Consider the following 17,115-nt stretch of genomic DNA (forward strand, 5'->3'; position numbering starts at 1 on the left):
AACATATTGGTAATGTCTGTTAAAAAGCAAAACGGAACAAATGCCTTATTATCAATGCCTTGTAAGCGGTTGTGTATTAAGCAGCTGTTAAGTTAACCAAAACGCTAGCCGCATGTCAACATAATTTTTATTCATTAAACGAAACATTGGGTGCGGTTTTTTTAACTGTTGTAACACATTAAAGCCGCTTTGCGTAAAAAGGCTTACCTGTTAATTAAACACGGTTGATTTAGACGCGAAATGTTCACCCAAAAAGTAAATGTATTGCTTTGCTTTGTCCTGTTAGGGATAATAGGTTTGTCCTTTAGCGGGATGAGAGCATCGCGCATATTTATGTATGCGGTTTCGGCCGATACCGTAAAGGTTTGCGGCAGCAGCACCACGTTAACTTCTTCAACCGTTTCCGGATACAGCAACCTGATCTGGAATGACGGCAGCACCAATACTTCTTTAAACGTTACCAGCTCTGGCGATTACTGGTGGCAGGTTACGGGTACCAACGCAGTGGCTAATGGCGACTTTACGAATACCTCGTCTGGTACCCGCGGATTTACCAGTTCTTATACGTATAAAACCAGCGGATGTAATAACTGTTGCTGTGGGATTTTGAGTCTTGAAGGCACTTATTCTATCAACAGTAACCCCAATAACCTGCACACCAATTTTGTATCAATGGGCGACCATACCACCGGCACAGGCAATATGCTGATTGTAAACGGGGCTTCAACAGCAAACGTTACCGTTTGGACAGAGAACATCACCGTGCAAGCTAATACAGATTACGTGTTTTCAGTATGGGTGGCGTCGGTTAATCCGCAAGCCCCTGCACAATTGCAGTTTTCCATAAACGGCGTCCCGCTCGGGTCAACCATACAGGCCTCGACAACCACTGGTGTATGGCAATATTTTACTACCACCTGGAACTCTGGCAGCAATAGCGGTTCACTGCCCATTGCCCTTGTAAACCAAAATATAGCTGCCAGTGGTAATGACTTTGCGGTTGATGACATTGTTTTTGCGCCTGTATATCGCAAAAATATTCACGTGGTGCTTAACCCACTGCCGGTACTCAGCTTAACCGGGCCCAATAGTGCCTGCGGCACCTATGATATCACCAAGGCTATTGTAGGTTATGATCCCACTACTTACACCTATGTAGTTAAAAACAGCAGTGGTACCGTAATCACCAACACAGGCGCCATTAGTCAAAGCGGAACCTATACCATAACAGAACAGAATAAGCTAACCGGCTGCACATCTGCAGCGGTACAAACAACGGTAAACATCATACCAAACCCGGTAAAACCGGGCATATCGCCATCGTAAATAACCATAAACAATATATACATGAATAATTATTACAAAATGAAACAACGTATCCTAACCATCACTTCAATGCTGGCTTTTCTGTTACTGATGATCAGCACAACAGCATCTGCCCAGGTTGCTTCAGGTCCGAGCGACGCTACTACACCTCCGCCAACCAATGCTACTGACGTAGCGAAAGTATTGTGCGCAGGTTCAACAATCTCAATGTCGGCCCCGCAAGACAATGGTGTTGACTTTGCCAAATACCACTGGTATAAAATTGATGCCAACGGTAACAAGCAGGAAGTTACCACTATTACCGGCCGCACCTACACTGAGGTGTCAACCAGTGCGGGCTATTATGAATACCAGGTAGTTACCGAGAATGCTAATGGTTGTACTTCGCCAATCTCTGACGTATTTAAAATATACGTATTGCCGCCGTTAAGCGTAACCGTAACCTCGCCAACCAGCTCTGTTTGTGCTGAAGCAGGCAGCCAGGCCGTATTAACTGCCAACGTAACTCCGGCAACCGGTTATGTGTTAAACTATCAGTGGACTAAAGACGGCGTGAACATTTCAGGCGCAACATCAAGTACCTATACAGCAACCGGTTTAACTACCGTAGGTACTACAACTTATGGTGTAACGGTTACTTATGCACTGAATTCGTCTTGCGCAGCTAATGCTACAAAAGACATTACCATTACGCCGCTGCCAACCAAGCCTTCCATTACTGCTAACTAATTATTAACAGAGGCGGGGCTGGGCGATATCAATGAAGCTGTTGTGCAGAATAATAGTACTGTGCGCATTGTTGATCAACACAAGTAAAGGATATTCAAAAACCTGGTCAAACCAGGGTGGCGATGTTACTTATACGATCAGCGAGGGGGCATCTATTGTTCTGCACGCAAGCTCCATTAACGCGGCAGCCTATCAATGGTATAAAGAAGGTGTGAGGATAGACGGCGCTGTTAATAAAGATTACACGGCTACGGTTGCCGGTATGTATTCGGTTGTTGCTTTTAATTCGGGCGGATGTCCCTCATCGGTTTCAGATCCGGTAAAGGTAATAGTTAACCCGGTTACTACACCGCCGGTAAACCCAGATACGGTAGTTGACCTTGCGGTAACCATTGCATCGTCAAATATGCATGCCGCGCCGGGCGACAGTTATACTTACGTGCTTGAGGCGAACAACAAAAGCCCGATAACCGGTACAGACATTACCGTACGCTACGTACTGCCTGAAAACCTGGTTTATTTACCGCAGCCCGGCACCGGCGATGTTGTAAAATATGATATGGCAACCCGTACAATAACCTGGAGCATCAGCCAAATCAAGCAGAACGACCCAACCAGGCTGGTGCTAACCGTAAAAGTATTAACGCCGGGCATGGTGCAAAGTGTAGTGAACATTAAGGGGAAACAAATTGACCCGGTACTAGCCAATAATGTCGACCAAACCGTGCAACAGGTGTACCCGCTGGTGATATCAAATGTATTTACACCTAACGGCGATGGGGTTAATGATACGTTCGTGGTGCCGGGTTTGGAAACATACTCTGATAACGAGCTGACCATTATTAACCGTTGGGGTAACGTGGTGTATCAAAAAACAAATTATAAGAATGACTGGGACGGTTCGGGCCTGGTAGAAGGGACTTACTTCTACGTGCTGCGTGCCAAAAATAAAGCCGGCGTATGGGATACTTACAAAGGCTATTTAACCCTTTTAAGAACAAGGATATGATGAAGCGATTACTCTTGCTTTTTGTTTCAGTAGCTAGTTTCTTTACTGCACAAGCTCAACAAGATGCGCAGTTTAGCCAGTATATTTTTAACCAATTATATATTAACCCGGCCTATGCCGGTTATAAAAGCGATTTTTTTGTGAACAGCTTTTTTCGCTCGCAATGGACAGGCTTGCCGGGTGCGCCAACTACGGCCTCGGTATCTATTGACGGTGCTGTAGCTAATGATGCCGTTGGGCTGGGGCTGATGTTGCAGCGCGACCAGGTTGGCGCGCAAAACAGCATAGCCGCTTACACTAACTACTCATACCGCATCCAGATTGGCGATGATGAGGATTCGCGGTTGGCTTTTGGTATAGGTGTGGGCATTATCCAGTCGGGCATTGATGGTAATAAATTAAACGCGGTGCAAACCGGCGACAGCTATATCCCTACCGGTTATCACAGTTTCTTATCGCCCGATGCGCGCGTGGGTTTTTTGTATACTAACGATGATTGGTTTATTGGTGCTTCCGTTGATAATTTGCTGCCTCAGTATACACACCCGGCATCAACTGCGTCTTCTCTGGGCGTGCCCATACCAAAACCGCATGAGTATTTTACCATGGGCGGCATATTTGAACTGAACGATGCCACCAAATTTAAACCGTCCATCCTTATTAAGGATACGCCAACGGCGCCAACCAGCATGGACATCAACACCTTTTTGTTAATGAGTGAAAGGATTTGGCTGGGTGCAACTTACAGGACAGCAATACCACTATACAACAAACCTAATTTGCAAAAGGGATTGCCAACCTCAAGCGCGGCGGTGGCTACCATAGAGTTTTTTGCTTCAGATAATTTAAGAATAGGATACGCTTTTGACTACTCATTAAACAAGCTGAGCACGCTGGGATATGGCTCGCATGAAATATCGGTTGCGTTTACCATTAAGAATGGTAACAGCGTGCGATCGCGATTTAATGACCAGTTGAAAAAATGTTATTTCTAATGTAAACAGATACGAATTGTTGATTAAGATAATTAAGCGATTAGCACCATGAAAACTACAATAAAATATGTGTGTTTATTTTTGGGCATGAGCCTTGTTTATACGGCATGTAAAAAAAGTGGAACCGCGCCTTCCAGGAGCCCGTTTAACCCGGCCGATTTTAGCCGGCAACTGGCCGTGAATTTATATCGCTCGTTATCGGGTCAGTATGGAGGCGCAGATATCAATGAGGGTATCAAAGCACCATCTGCAGTAATACCCGGTAAAAAGGGACCGCACATCAATAGTATAAACCCTTATTGCGGGCTTACTATTGATACCACTTATTCGGCTTCTGAAACAGTGGCTGATAGTTTAAAACAATATTATACCCGCTACAGGTTTACTTATGGTTGTGACAATAATATCCTTAACAGCTACACCCTGCAGGATACGGTGATCAATACCATTACCAAAGACCAATACAAGGGCGTTTACAAACTTATCCAGCTTTACCAGGTAAAAGCGGCCGACGCGACCTATAAAACATCTTCGGTTGAAGGTTCAATTTCGTTTTCAGCACATACTGGCGTCAATACCAAAACCGGCTTGCAATACAATTACATGGATAGCTATTATACACTGCAAGGTGTAATGGTGGATATTAGTACCGGTACGGCAGATGTAATAGCCGGTTCGGCCGCAATCAGTGGGACCTTTCAATATAAAGACAGTATCTATGACGTAAATGATGGTATCACCGGATCGATACAGTTTTTAGGCGGACATATGTCAAAAGTTACTTTGCACGTGTCGGATGGCAGCAGTGGGTATGTTTTTATAGTTAATATGCTCACTGGTTCAGTAACTCAGGGTTAAATTATTGATTAATAGAGCTAAAAGGTTTAAGTTGGTTTTTGAATTCCCCATTTTTTGTGGATATTTATCCCCAATATTCAACATTGCTTATACTGTTAAAACCATTGTGTTTACTTTCAGGTATAGCAGCGCGGTGGCATTGATTTTGAACAGTTTTGAATAGCGGGACGATTATTCCATAAACTAACAATATGAAACTAACTTTTAAAGTAACCTTAACCATTTTTGCGGCTGTTGTTATATTTGCTGGCTGTAAGAAAAATGGCGTAGCGCCGGCAACCCCAGCCGATGGCGAAATAGACGTTGCAACAGCAGCGAAGCAAATTGGAATTTCATTTGCTAAGTCTTTCAGCGGCGCTTACGGAGGTGCAAAATTAGGCGATGGTATAAAAGCCCCAAGCAGTAGTAAATCAAGCCGTTTGAGGGTTAACGGTACAGAGCCATATTGTGGCTATGTAATAGATACTACCGATAACTTTACCTATCAGGTTTTCGACACCACTAAAAATGTGGATAGCAAGTACAAATTCATTTATACCTGCAGCGCCGGTACACTCGATGGTTATGTTTTGACAGACTCGGTAACTTATACAGATAAAGGCACGTTGTTTTTAAACAAATACCTGATTGCTCAAAACTACATAGTGAACAAAGCGGCAGACGACTACAGCTTAGTTAGCATGCACGGCACAATGGGTAATAACTTTGTGGAAAAAGTGCTAAATCAGAGCGGTGCCGTAACCGACACCAAAAACAATCATACCGAATATACTTTTACCGATGTTAAAGTAAATACCACCGGGGCTGGTATTATTTCAGGCACAGTTGCTTTTAGCGCCAGCCTTTCAGAAAAAGTTACCGGTGTAAAAACTTTCCGTGGTTCATTTAGCGGCACAATGACTTTCCTGGGGAATAATAAAGCCACGCTGTTTATTACTTACAAAGGCAAAACGCAGAAATACGCTTTTGATCTGATCACATATGACCAGACTCCGATATTTAACTAAGGATATTTATTAACTGAATTCTTATTATAAAAAGAGCCGCTCTGTGAAAACAGGCGGCTCTTTTGGTTTCATCCGGATTCTTGGCGATAGTAAAGCAATGTTGCCAGGCTTCTGAATTTAAACATGGGCTGTAAAAATTGGTGAAAACCAATATAATCGCAAAAGCGGAGTAAACAACGGACTAAGCCTTTCAGATATTTTATTATTTTTAGGGCAGATTCGCACTTAACGCCAATCTGTAGTTAAAATCACCTTATCACGCTCATTCATGAAAAAAACGCTCATTGCACTAGCAATGTTTTTATTGCCCGTTTTGTCTTTCGCACAGGACGACGCCGTTGTTTACCCGGACTTCGCTCAAAAAATTAAAGACATTCAATCATTTCGTCTAAACGATAACATCAACATTGTCGCCATTAATGCAGATTACGAAACATTTGATGTTATGGCTATTGACGAAAACCTGAATACCGTTTGGCACACCTCCATTAACGGATACGCCATGGCTATAGCAAAGTTTAAAGGCAAAATAATAGCCATAGCCGCCACAGATTACTCGGCTATGAAAGGCGGCCAAAGCAATACCTACAATGCTACCCTGCTCGACCCTAAAACCGGCGATAAGGTGGTAGAGAAAACGATATTTCAGGGTTCGCCTGATTACGTAATCTTCCCGCAGATATTAATTGATAAGGATGAGTTTTATGGCTTGGGCACTCGTCAAAGCAGCTTTGCGCGCGGTATGCATGTAGCTGCGCCGGGCTTATTCGCGCTGTTCTCGGCATCCAGATATCAAAAAGAGTATCGTCAGACACAGGACATGAACTTTATACAGTTTGATGAAAAGTTAAACGAAGTAAATCGCCTTAAACCTTTTTTTGACCCTAACGGCATATGCCTTGACTGGGCCATAAACAGCAAAGGCGATGTGTTTATAGGGTGGCTTATTGATAACTATATCAATATTTACCGCTACGAGAACGGGAAGGGCCAACCCAAAATTGCCAAACTGGATATTTCAATTCCTGATGGATTTTTTGACCGCTCGCCAAATCTGAGTTTTGCTGTATCCGAGTCAAACCGTAACCTCATTAACTGTGCCTTTTTCTTTTTAGATGACGATAACAAAAGCACGCTTTGGGTTGGCAATGTAGATGTGGCTACCGGTAAGAAAAATAATATAACCGAGACATTTAACTCAGACCACCGTAAGAATCTGGAAAAAGCGTTTGCTAAACCGAATAAAAAAATAAATAGCCCTGACCTGGGTTCATTGAAAACGCTGGATGTAAGGGGCTTTCAGGAGGTTAACGGCACATTAATGCTGGCCGTTGCCTCAACTACCACGCAGGCGTCAATGGTTAGCTCTTACACCAGTTACCTGGTTGAGAATACAATCGTAATTAACGCTTACGATGCGTCTTTAGGCTTAAAGTTTCAGCAGCTTTTCCCTTCAAAGGGAATAAGTATTGCCAAACGATTACCATTTAGTTTTTATGTACAAAACAATAAGTTGATAGTTACTGCGGCAGATATTAGCGGCATGAACAACATCAATGCACTGTATGGCGTACTTGATCTGGGTTCTGGCCAATGGGATAAAATGTACCGTTTATCAAAAAAGAAAATCGACGGAAAAGCTTATCCAAATGGCCCGGCAGCACTTTGGTTTAACAACAGTTTTTACCTGCCTTATATGAACCCTAAAGGGTTAACCGGAAGCAAGTTTGATGTGTTAATGCAGCAGAATACGTATTAATAAGTGTTTGTTAAAAGCTCAGACAAATTTGTCTGAGCTTTTTCGTTAGCTCTTATTTGATTGCGACTTAAAGCGAAATGCAAATATTTGTGGGTAATATCTCAGCACTGTAAAAAACATACAGCCTTTAGCCGGCCCAGCCCTCGCGGTCCAGGCTGCGAAACTGTATAGCTTCGGCCAAGTGCTCAATTTCAATATTTTCGCTGCCTCCCAGGTCGGCTATGGTTCGGGCCACTTTCAGGATACGGTCGTAAGCGCGGGCTGATAATCCCAGTTTTTCCATAGCGCGTTTCAATAAAGCTTGCCCCGCCTCACTGATCTTACAAACATCGCGCACCATTTTAGAGGACATTTGGGCGTTGGCATGTAAGTCGGTTTTATCACCAAAACGCTGTTGCTGCCGCTCGCGGGCGTTGATAACGCGGGCACGAATCGATTCGCTTTGCTCTGCCGGCCGGTCGTCTGCCAACTCATTAAAATTAACGGGCGTAACTTCTACATGAAGGTCTATCCTGTCCAACAGCGGACCGGAGATTTTGCTCATATATTTTTGTACCGTGCCTGGCGGGCAAACGCATTCTTTTTCGGGGTGATTGTAGTAGCCGCAAGGGCATGGGTTCATCGATGCCACCAGCATAAAACTGCTCGGATAATCTACGGTAAATTTTGCCCTTGATATGCTGACACGGCGCTCTTCGAGCGGCTGACGCATTACTTCTAAAGCGCTGCGCTTAAACTCTGGCAATTCATCCAGAAACAACACCCCATTATGTGCCAACGATATCTCACCCGGCTGAGGGTTGCCCCCGCCGCCCACAAGTGCCACGTCAGATATGGTATGGTGCGGCGATCGGAAAGGCCTGACGGTAATCAAAGCATCGGCAGTAGACAGCTTGCCCGCGACAGAGTGGATCTTGGTGGTCTCCAAAGCTTCGTACAAACTTAAGGGCGGTAGTATCGAAGGAAGACGCCGGGCAAGCATGGTTTTGCCAGCTCCCGGCGGGCCGATCAATATCACATTATGGCCGCCGGCTGCCGCTATTTCTAAAGCACGTTTAATATTTTCCTGGCCCTTTACCTCGCTAAAATCGCTGTCGTAATTGCTCAGGCTGTTGTAAAACTCTTCGCGGGTGTTAACCATTTGGGGCTGCAATGCCACATCGCCATTAAAAAAACCGGCCACCTCTTTGATGCTTTCAACGCCATAAACTTCCAGATCATTAACAATGGCGGCCTCCCGCGCGTTTTGTTTAGGCAGGATGAATCCTTTAAAACCATCCTTACGCGCTTGTATGGCAATTGGCAGGGCGCCTTTAATGGGTTGCAAGCCGCCGTCCAGCGACAATTCGCCCATAATGAGGTATTTATCCAGCTCTTCGGCTTCTATTTGCCCAGAGGCAGCTAAAACAGCCGTGGCTATAGTGAGGTCATAAGACGAGCCTTCTTTTTTAATATCAGCGGGAGCCATGTTGACAACCACTTGCTGACGCGGCATCCTGAAACCGCAATTTTTCAGGGCAGATTCAATGCGGAAATAGCTTTCTTTTACTGCAATATCAGGCAGGCCGACAATAAAATATTTAGTGCCCGCTGCTATATTAACTCCTACTGTTATGGTGATGGCCTCGATGCCGTAAACGGCGCTCCCAAAGGTTTTAACAAGCACTGATGATAAAGTTTGATAAGCGCGAAAGTTATGGAAATTTTTTGAGTGCTGAAATGAGAAACATTTATCTGCCGCAAGCGTTATTAATTATTACAATGCTTTCCGCATCATAATATCTGTCTGCTCATCGTCTCCCAGCATAAAAGAGTGCTTATCAAATTCAACAAAGCCATTTTTTCGGTAAAAGCTGATGGCGCGCCGGTTATGTTCCCAAACGCCAAGCCATATATAGTCTGCGCTTTTTTCTGCTGCAATTTGTACTGCACTTTCATATAAAAACTGCCCGGCTTTTTTACCGTGATATTCCTTACTAATGTATATGCGCTCAATTTCCAGGCTGTTGGCTTCTTTTAGCTCTGTTTGCGCCTTGCCCGTATTTATTTTAAGGTAGCCGATGATTTGCTGGTTCAGAATAGCAAAGTAAAATTCAGACCCGGTGGTATTTAGTTCGTCCGCTAATTTTTGTTTGGATAAGTTGTTGGCCAGGTAGTTTGCCATATTCTGGGCGCTGTTAACGGAGGCAAAGGTTTCAGTAAACGTGCTGACACTGATATCGCGCAGTTGTTCGACTTCTCCTATTTTAACTTTTTGTATTTGCAGATCATTCATGACGGTCAACCTGCATTAACCGTATAGCTCGCCAGTAAATTTACATTGGGGTCAACCACTACCACCGGCGTTTTCTTTCCTGCGGCAATGTGTACAGTGGCTGATTTGCCGGTCATATCAATAGTGTGTAAATCTCCGTCTATTTCTACCTCAAGCGGGAACGTATATAACGGAACTTGCTTCTGATCAACAGAGATATCAACAATGCGCGTTTTGGGGTCGTAAGTCCATTTTACGGCTAAGTCAGGGTGCCCTGCGGTATTAAGCCATTGGTGAAAGAATGGTTTGAGATTTTGCCCGCTGATTCCCTCCATTACCTGGCGAAAATCTTCAGTATTGGCGTTTGCCCCCTGGTATTTAAGGTAATAGGTATTCAGCCCTTTCCAAAATGCGCCATCACCAATTTTGCGGCGCAGCATGTGCAGTACCCAGCTGCCTTTTTCGTAACTGTTGGCATTAAGCAGTGGCATGTAATCGGCTTTTACCGTAGTATCCACAACGGGTGTAAACCGTCGTTTTTCAAAGCTGATGATCTTGGCTCGGTCGGCCGTTAAACGTTTTTTAAGCGTGTCAATGCCATATTTGCTTTCCAGGTAATAGTTGGTTAAATAGGTGGCAAATCCCTCGCTTAGCCAAAGGTGATGAAAATCTTTTTCGCTTACGGCATCGCCAAACCATTGGTGGGCAATCTCATGGGCCATCAGCTCCTCAATGCCCTTTGAATATGGCGAGTCTTCAAAATAAAAAATACAGCTGGCGTTTTCCATACCGCCAAAAATGGTTTTAGATTGCACGTTGGCTAATTTCTTATAGGCATACGGGCCAATTTTATCCATATAAAAAGGCAAGATCTCGCCGGCTACAGCATAGCTTTTAAAGCCTACGTTAGCGCTTTCAGGAAAAACATAGGTATAAACCGGTATGTCGCTTACGTCCCTGGGGTGGTCTACTGCAAAATCGGCGACCCCGATTACCATTACTTTAGTGGGTAGTTGGGCCGTCTCAGACCAATGGGTTTTTATGAGTTGACCCGGCAATACGCTCTCGCCTGTTTTCAGGCCGTTGGCAATAACCTGGTAATGATCGGGAGCGGTTACCATAAAATCTACCGAGGCCTTGTCGGCGGGTTCATCTACACAGGGCAGCCAATTATGTGCGCGGTTGGGCCAGTTGTCGCCAAAAAAAGTACGTTTACCAAATTTATTGGTCGATATAATGAGCCCGTCGGCAGGGATGCCCTGGTAATAAATGTTGTAGGTTTTGCGGGAATTTGTTTTTGCGGAAGTATAAATGTTAACAGCATCGCTATCCTGCTTAAAGCGCACTGCTTTGCCGTTTTCAACTACCCGGCTTACGGTCATGCCGGTGCCGTTTGGTTTTTTCTTTACCAGGTTAATCTTAAACTTGCCCGGCGATTTTAAAAACTTAACTGTGACATCAGCTTTGCCTTTGATATTGTTGTTGGCGTCGTTAAGTACGATGTTGAAGCCGTAGTGCAGAACATCAATTGGTGCATCAGGAGCCTGAGCCCTGGCAGACAGTGTAAACAGTGCGCATCCGGCAAAAAAGTATAACCTCAGTTTCTTCATGGCAATTAACTATCTTCATGTAATAATAAGCTAATTTGTTTAGAAACGGAAACGATATCCTACTACGCAGTAAACAAAAAAGCGACCCGAAAGTCGCTTTGCTATATTATCTCGGCATCCGTTTCATCATGGCAGCCATGGCTGCCGGGTTGCTCATTTGCTTCATTACTTTGCGCATATCCTCAAATTGCTTAATGAGGCGGTTTACCTCCTGGATATCGCGCCCCGAACCTTTTGATATACGGTTGCGGCGACTTGGGTTAATCAGGTCCGGATTTTCTTTTTCGGCCTTGGTCATAGAGTTAATAATGGCCTCGATGCCTTTAAAGGCGTCATCCGGAACGTCGACATCCTTCATCATCTTACCCACACCCGGTATCATACCCATCAGATCTTTCATGTTACCCATTTTTTTGATCTGCTGTATCTGGTTATAAAAGTCGTTAAAGTCAAATTTATTTTTGCGGATCTTTTTTTGCAGCTCGGCAGCTTCTTTCTCGTCAAACTGCATTTGCGCACGCTCCACCAACGACACCACGTCGCCCATGCCCAGGATACGTGAGGCCATACGGTCCGGGTGGAAAACGTCAATAGCTTCCATTTTCTCGCCGGTACCGATAAATTTGATCGGTTTGTTAACTACTGATTTGATGGAAAGCGCTGCACCACCCCGGGTGTCACCATCCAATTTAGTCAACACAACACCGGTAAAATCCAGGCGATCATTGAATACCTTGGCGGTGTTTACCGCGTCCTGGCCGGTCATTGAATCAACCACAAACAATATCTCATGCGGATTAATAGCTGCTTTAACCTGCTCAATCTCCACCATCATGGCTTCGTCAATAGCTAAGCGTCCTGCGGTGTCAATAATCACGACGTTATTGCCATTTTGTTTGGCCTGCGCAATGCCTTCTTTAGCAATAGCAACCGGGTCTTTCGAGTCGCGGTTAGTATAAACTGGCACACCTATCTGCCCGCCTAAAACCTCCAGTTGGTCTATAGCAGCAGGACGGTAAATATCATCGGCAACCAATAATGGTTTTTTGTTTTTCTGCGTTTTAAGAAAGTTTGCCAGCTTGCCGGTAAATGTAGTTTTACCCGCACCGTTTAAGCCTGCAATTAAAATAATGGTTGGCGATGCCGAAACGTTAAGCTCAGAAGTAGTGCCACCCATCAGCGCAGCCAGCTCGTCGTTCATGAGCTTGGTAAGCAACTGGCCTGGTGAAACGGCTGTGAGTACATTTGCACCAATAGCTTTTTGCTTTACATCATCAGTAAATGTTTTGGCAGTTTTATAGTTAACGTCGGCGTCAAGAAGGGCTTTTCTAATCTCCTTCATGGTTTCGGCCACGTTTATTTCTGTAATGGTACCCTGACCCTTCAGAACTTTAAACGCCCTGTCGAGTTTATCCGAAAGATTTTCAAACATGAGATATCTTTTGTAATTAATTATTTGAGGTTACAAAGGTATGATTTTGTACCAATTATGCCTTAAGCGCTTTAAAGAGAAAATTAAGCGGTTTTACTAATACGGAAAGCGGTAAATCAGCCCCAGTGCTAAGCCCTCCGAGGCCTGCGGATCGGGCCGGGAGCTTCGGTCATAAATAAACGTGGTATTAAACGATACGTTAACCATGCGGGTTACCTGCGCGTACAAGGTCGCATCAACACGATGCGATATGAATTTAACATTTTTTTGATAAGGCACAAACAGCGCATAGCGCTCAGAAAGACGCAACGAGTGTCGCTTGTCCAAAAATGCATCGGTTGTTTGAACCATTTGAAACGCCAGGTCGTTATAGAATTTTTTGCCCTGCGGCACACCATAATTATTGCCGCCATTGTGGATATAAAGGGTATCGTTAACCATAAACGTCTGGCGCGCTGTACCCGTACCTATACGTAAGTCAAACCAGGGCTTTGGCTTATATTCAAAACCGACAGATTCTGTCAGGTAACCAGGAGCCATAAACTGCGAGTTCAGCGTCAAAGAGCCGTCGCTGTTATAGTTATAACCATTGTCAAATTGCGACTGAAAGGTTACCGAGCCGAAAAAGAACCAGCTTTTTGACATTTGGGTAGCTATCTTGTTGTCAAAGAATAGCCAGTCGTCAGATTTTCTTGCTGCCTGGCCTTTATTTTTGGCTTTGGCATAGCGCATTTGTAAATCGGTAACATAGTCAAGTGTTCCTTTGCGATATTCAGATTTATATTCAAAGTTACCGCCTACTGCTATTGCGTTTGCGCCGCCGGCAGCGTAGTTATTACTAAATGATGATTGATTAAAGTTGATACCCAGCGTAATCCATTTTCGCCAGTAGCTTATATGGTAATCAAGCATGGTTACAGGTATAAGTTCCGGCTTAATTTGAATAACCCGGTTACGTACAGGCAACGCGTTTTTAGGCGGGTCGATATGATACCTGTTTAGCAGGGCAGTGTCAATTTTAACATCGTTTTTTTTAACAGTGTCAGTATTTTGCGCTGATGCTGAGATCGACAAAAGCGACAATAAAGCCAATAGCAGGTATCCAGGTATGTTTTTTAACATAGACAGACAAAGAAACACATTTTTCCCTTTAAATCAGATAGCAATTAAGCCATAAGGTTTAATGGCAGCAAATTTATTTTTTTAATGAGTCCAGCGGTATTAATGTATGAGCCGCCGGGTTGCGCATATAGCGCCTGTAATTTGTCCGGATGGAATTAATCAATTCATAATCGCTGGCGCTTTCCAAAAAGTAATAACCCGGGCGATATTTTTTCATAAAATCCTTTAGCCGCTCGCCTGTCAGCCCGGTAACCCGTCCAACAAACGCACTATTAAAACGCGAATCAATAACATCTTGTTTGTAATCATTTTCAATTGTTTCGCGCAGGTGTGCTGCATTGCGCCCCTCGCGGCTAAATGCGTTCCAGATAGCGTCAATACCTAAACCAACGCCTATGCCGGGCGCCATATTCAGAAAGTCTTTATCAGCCAGGTGGCCGTAAGCTTTGCTGTAATCTCTTTTCTTTGCATCCAGCATTGACTGCGGGTCCAGTTTTTTTTCAACGATGTTTACCGGTTTCAGATGTATGGAGGTGCTTTTTAAATAAACCGCAATTGGCGTATAGTTGCGTACAATGACAGTGTCGGGATGATGATCGGGCGCAGTAAAAATAATTTTATCGCCAATTTTAGCATCTACCTCAAAAGCGCCGTTAACATTATCAAACACAAAAAAACCTTTACTGGAATTGGTAATATTTACCCGCGACAGGCGGTCTTTACTATCGGTATCAAATATAATCCCCGAAAGCTTATCCTGGGCAGGCACGCGTGTGCAGATCAAACACAATAAAACAATTAACGCGAATTTCATTAACAGATAAAACTACACTAATGCTTGCGTTGCGGCGAAGTTTTTAACAATATTTAACGACGGTTACTTTGCAATCACCAGTGTTTGGCCTATTTTAATAGTATTATCGGCCATATTGTTTAAAGCCTTAAGCTCATCAACCGTTAAACCAAAACGCCTGGAGATGTTGTATAGTGTGTCGCCGGTTTTAATTGTATACAATTTGGCAGGTGGGGTGTTTTGTATTAACGAATCTTTTACAGCTTTACCGATGTTTTGGTTAATCTGCGCAAGCACCCGGTCCTCGCGTTTAATTTTCTGGGTTTCGCTTTCCGGGCGATCATACTGGTCAAGGTGATATTTTTCAATGATGCCGATGATCAGGTCGGGATATTTGGGGTTGGTGGCATAGCCGGCTTGTTTCAGGCCATAGGCCCAGCCTTTGTAGTCGTTCTTATCCAGCTCAAATAGCGCAGCATAACGCTTTCGCTTTAAAAAATTAGAATGGTCGCGGTATGAATCTTCGGGGTTGTCATATACCCGAAAACAATCGTTCACCAAGTCGTCATCTTTATAATAACTACGGCCATGCCAGTCGCTGGTGCATTTTATGCCAAAGTGGTTGTTGGCTATCTTGGCCAGGTCGCCGTTACCGTTGCCCGACTCAAACAGACCCTGCGCCAGCGTAATACTTGCAGGTATGCCATTCAAATTCATTTCTTGTATGGCAATGGTTTTAAATCTGTCTATGTAAGAGCTTGCCGTATAAGGCACGTAAGCTGCAATGATGTCTTTACGCTCTTTTTTGATGGCGTCGTTATTTCTGCTGGCTTCCGTGTTTGAAATGAGATTAACACCCGGCGCCTTGCTAATAGCCCGGCGGTGTGCCGAGCACGATGACAATAATAATACGGTAACAAAAAAGCAGCTTATGATTTGCCATAAGGCAATAGCACGAGGGTTTGCATTGATCATGCTGCCAAAATAAGCTTTATTTCTTTAAATCGGCTGCGTCGGCTGGAGCTGCAGTAACCTGGGCGGTTTGCGCTTGTTCGGCCGGTGTTTTATCAAGGTCGTTTAACTGATATTTGCGAATGATGCCCAAAACTTGCGATGCCCATTTTTTGCTGCTGGCATAGCCGCTTCTCTGGATGCCTTTAACCCATTTCACATAATCATATTGCGAAAGCTGGTCAGATATACGGCCCAGCTGCTGGCGCTCGGTAATGATGCGGGCAAAGTCCTCGAACGAGTCAAGGATAGAATCGTACTTTTTGTAGGCCGATCTTACTTTCTTCTGATTTTTATAGTATACGGCGCCACCGCCGCCCTTAACGCCAAACTGGTTATTTAAATGCTGGGCTATGCTGCTGTTGCCATTGCCTGACTCATGCATAGCTACGCCTAAAATAATGCTGGCGGGGATACCCGTTTCATGCATAATTTGTATGGCATTATCTTTGAACTGTTCGATGTACGATTGTGAAGAGTTTTTTTGTGCAAACGCGCTAACTGACGAAATAAGCAGCGTTAAAATCAGTAAGGTTTTCTTCATAATTTATTTTTTCCTGATGAGCAATATGCCGTCGCGCACCGGTAGTATGAGTTTTTCAACTCTGGTGTCAACAGCTATGCTGTCATTTAGTTTGCGAAAACTCTCGGTATCGGCATCTTTTTCGGTCCCGTATACCTTCCCTTTCCACAAAACATTGTCAATTATTATAATCCCTCCGGATCTGACTTGATTTAAAATCTTTTCAAAGTAAAGTAAATTATTCTTTTTATCCGCATCAATGAACACTAAATCAAACACTTCTGTCTGTAAATCGGCCATTACCTGCTCTGCAGGCCCAAAATGCGGGACGATTTTTTTTTCAACACTTGTTAGCGAGAAGTGCTTTTTAAGCATTTCTTCCATCTCGGTGTTTACTTCGATGGTATGGATCAAACCGTCTTCAGTAAGCCCTTCGGCCAGGCAAATGGTGGCATAACCGGTAAAGGTGCCAATTTCCAGAATGCGCCGGGGCTGTATCATTTTGCTCAGCATACTCAACAATCGCCCCTGGTAATGCCCCGATAGCATGTTAGGTTTTAGCACCTTCAGGTAGGTCTCGCGATTAATAAACTGCAGGGCTTCTGGCTCGGGTTCGCAATGGTTATTCAGGTACGCTTGTAAGTCGTCTGGCAAAATTTCCATGGCGCAAAGGTAGGCATTTTAAAA

Annotated in this window: 16 protein-coding genes; 7 read left to right on the forward strand and 9 right to left on the reverse strand. The window is 44.1% G+C overall.

All coding sequences use genetic code 11. The annotated features are described in order from the left end of the window. Positions 1–312 precede the first annotated feature (312 nt). The 7 genes from ACFS5N_RS10045 to ACFS5N_RS10075 all read left to right on the forward strand — a co-directional run bounded on the left by ACFS5N_RS10045 (position 313) and on the right by ACFS5N_RS10075 (position 7,683). Entirely contained in the window at positions 313–1,326 is a 1,014-nt protein-coding gene (locus tag ACFS5N_RS10045) for a hypothetical protein (protein ID WP_377184900.1), read from the forward strand. Positions 1,327–1,347: 21 nt separating this feature from the next. Continuing rightward, the gene (locus tag ACFS5N_RS10050; RefSeq protein ID WP_377184902.1) at positions 1,348–2,055 is read left to right on the forward strand and encodes a hypothetical protein; all 708 of its coding nucleotides are present in this window, start codon (positions 1,348–1,350) and stop codon (positions 2,053–2,055) included. 40 nt (positions 2,056–2,095) lie between these two features. Continuing rightward, positions 2,096–3,064: a T9SS type B sorting domain-containing protein gene (locus ACFS5N_RS10055; RefSeq protein ID WP_377184904.1), complete on the forward strand. Its 969-nt coding sequence runs from the start codon at positions 2,096–2,098 to the stop codon at positions 3,062–3,064. Continuing rightward, positions 3,061–4,059 (forward strand): PorP/SprF family type IX secretion system membrane protein, encoded by a 999-nt coding sequence (locus ACFS5N_RS10060; protein WP_377184906.1) that lies wholly within the window; start codon positions 3,061–3,063, stop codon positions 4,057–4,059. Before ACFS5N_RS10055 ends, ACFS5N_RS10060 begins: the two co-directional genes overlap by 4 nt. Positions 4,060–4,107: 48 nt before the next feature. Then, positions 4,108–4,917: a hypothetical protein gene (locus ACFS5N_RS10065; protein WP_377184908.1), complete on the forward strand. Its 810-nt coding sequence runs from the start codon at positions 4,108–4,110 to the stop codon at positions 4,915–4,917. A gap of 191 nt (positions 4,918–5,108) precedes the next feature. Beyond that, positions 5,109–5,924: a hypothetical protein gene (locus ACFS5N_RS10070; protein ID WP_377184910.1), complete on the forward strand. Its 816-nt coding sequence runs from the start codon at positions 5,109–5,111 to the stop codon at positions 5,922–5,924. A 268-nt stretch (positions 5,925–6,192) separates the two neighbouring features. Further along, complete coding sequence (locus ACFS5N_RS10075; protein WP_377184912.1) at positions 6,193–7,683, forward strand: hypothetical protein; 1,491 nt, start codon at positions 6,193–6,195, stop codon at positions 7,681–7,683. Between the two features lie 127 nt (positions 7,684–7,810). Here the strand turns inward: ACFS5N_RS10075 and ACFS5N_RS10080 are convergent, their stop codons facing one another. The 9 genes from ACFS5N_RS10080 to ACFS5N_RS10120 all read right to left on the reverse strand — a co-directional run bounded on the left by ACFS5N_RS10080 (position 7,811) and on the right by ACFS5N_RS10120 (position 17,091). After that, the gene (locus ACFS5N_RS10080; protein WP_377184914.1) at positions 7,811–9,349 is read right to left on the reverse strand and encodes a YifB family Mg chelatase-like AAA ATPase; all 1,539 of its coding nucleotides are present in this window, start codon (positions 9,347–9,349) and stop codon (positions 7,811–7,813) included. Between the two features lie 90 nt (positions 9,350–9,439). Next, on the reverse strand, positions 9,440–9,958 hold the full coding sequence (locus ACFS5N_RS10085; RefSeq protein ID WP_377184916.1) for a GNAT family N-acetyltransferase: 519 nt from the start codon (positions 9,956–9,958) through the stop codon (positions 9,440–9,442). Between the two features lie 5 nt (positions 9,959–9,963). Further along, complete coding sequence (locus tag ACFS5N_RS10090) at positions 9,964–11,547, reverse strand: M1 family metallopeptidase (RefSeq protein WP_377184918.1); 1,584 nt, start codon at positions 11,545–11,547, stop codon at positions 9,964–9,966. 106 nt (positions 11,548–11,653) lie between these two features. Beyond that, positions 11,654–12,979, reverse strand: coding sequence for a signal recognition particle protein (ffh, locus tag ACFS5N_RS10095; protein WP_377184920.1), 1,326 nt, complete (start codon positions 12,977–12,979; stop codon positions 11,654–11,656). Positions 12,980–13,075: 96 nt separating this feature from the next. After that, positions 13,076–14,101, reverse strand: coding sequence for a DUF3078 domain-containing protein (locus ACFS5N_RS10100; protein WP_377184922.1), 1,026 nt, complete (start codon positions 14,099–14,101; stop codon positions 13,076–13,078). 73 nt (positions 14,102–14,174) lie between these two features. Next, on the reverse strand, positions 14,175–14,915 hold the full coding sequence (locus tag ACFS5N_RS10105; RefSeq protein WP_377184924.1) for a hypothetical protein: 741 nt from the start codon (positions 14,913–14,915) through the stop codon (positions 14,175–14,177). A 63-nt stretch (positions 14,916–14,978) separates the two neighbouring features. Continuing rightward, a complete protein-coding gene (locus tag ACFS5N_RS10110) occupies positions 14,979–15,869 on the reverse strand; it encodes a glucosaminidase domain-containing protein (RefSeq protein WP_377184926.1) in 891 nt (296 codons plus the stop codon). A gap of 16 nt (positions 15,870–15,885) precedes the next feature. Next, positions 15,886–16,449 (reverse strand): glucosaminidase domain-containing protein, encoded by a 564-nt coding sequence (locus ACFS5N_RS10115; RefSeq protein WP_377184928.1) that lies wholly within the window; start codon positions 16,447–16,449, stop codon positions 15,886–15,888. 3 nt (positions 16,450–16,452) lie between these two features. Then, complete coding sequence (locus ACFS5N_RS10120; RefSeq protein ID WP_377184930.1) at positions 16,453–17,091, reverse strand: O-methyltransferase; 639 nt, start codon at positions 17,089–17,091, stop codon at positions 16,453–16,455. Between the last annotated feature and the right edge of the window lie 24 nt (positions 17,092–17,115).

The sequence above is a fragment of the Mucilaginibacter ximonensis genome, assembly GCF_042686265.1.
GTDB classification, from domain to species: Bacteria; Bacteroidota; Bacteroidia; order Sphingobacteriales; family Sphingobacteriaceae; genus Mucilaginibacter; species Mucilaginibacter ximonensis.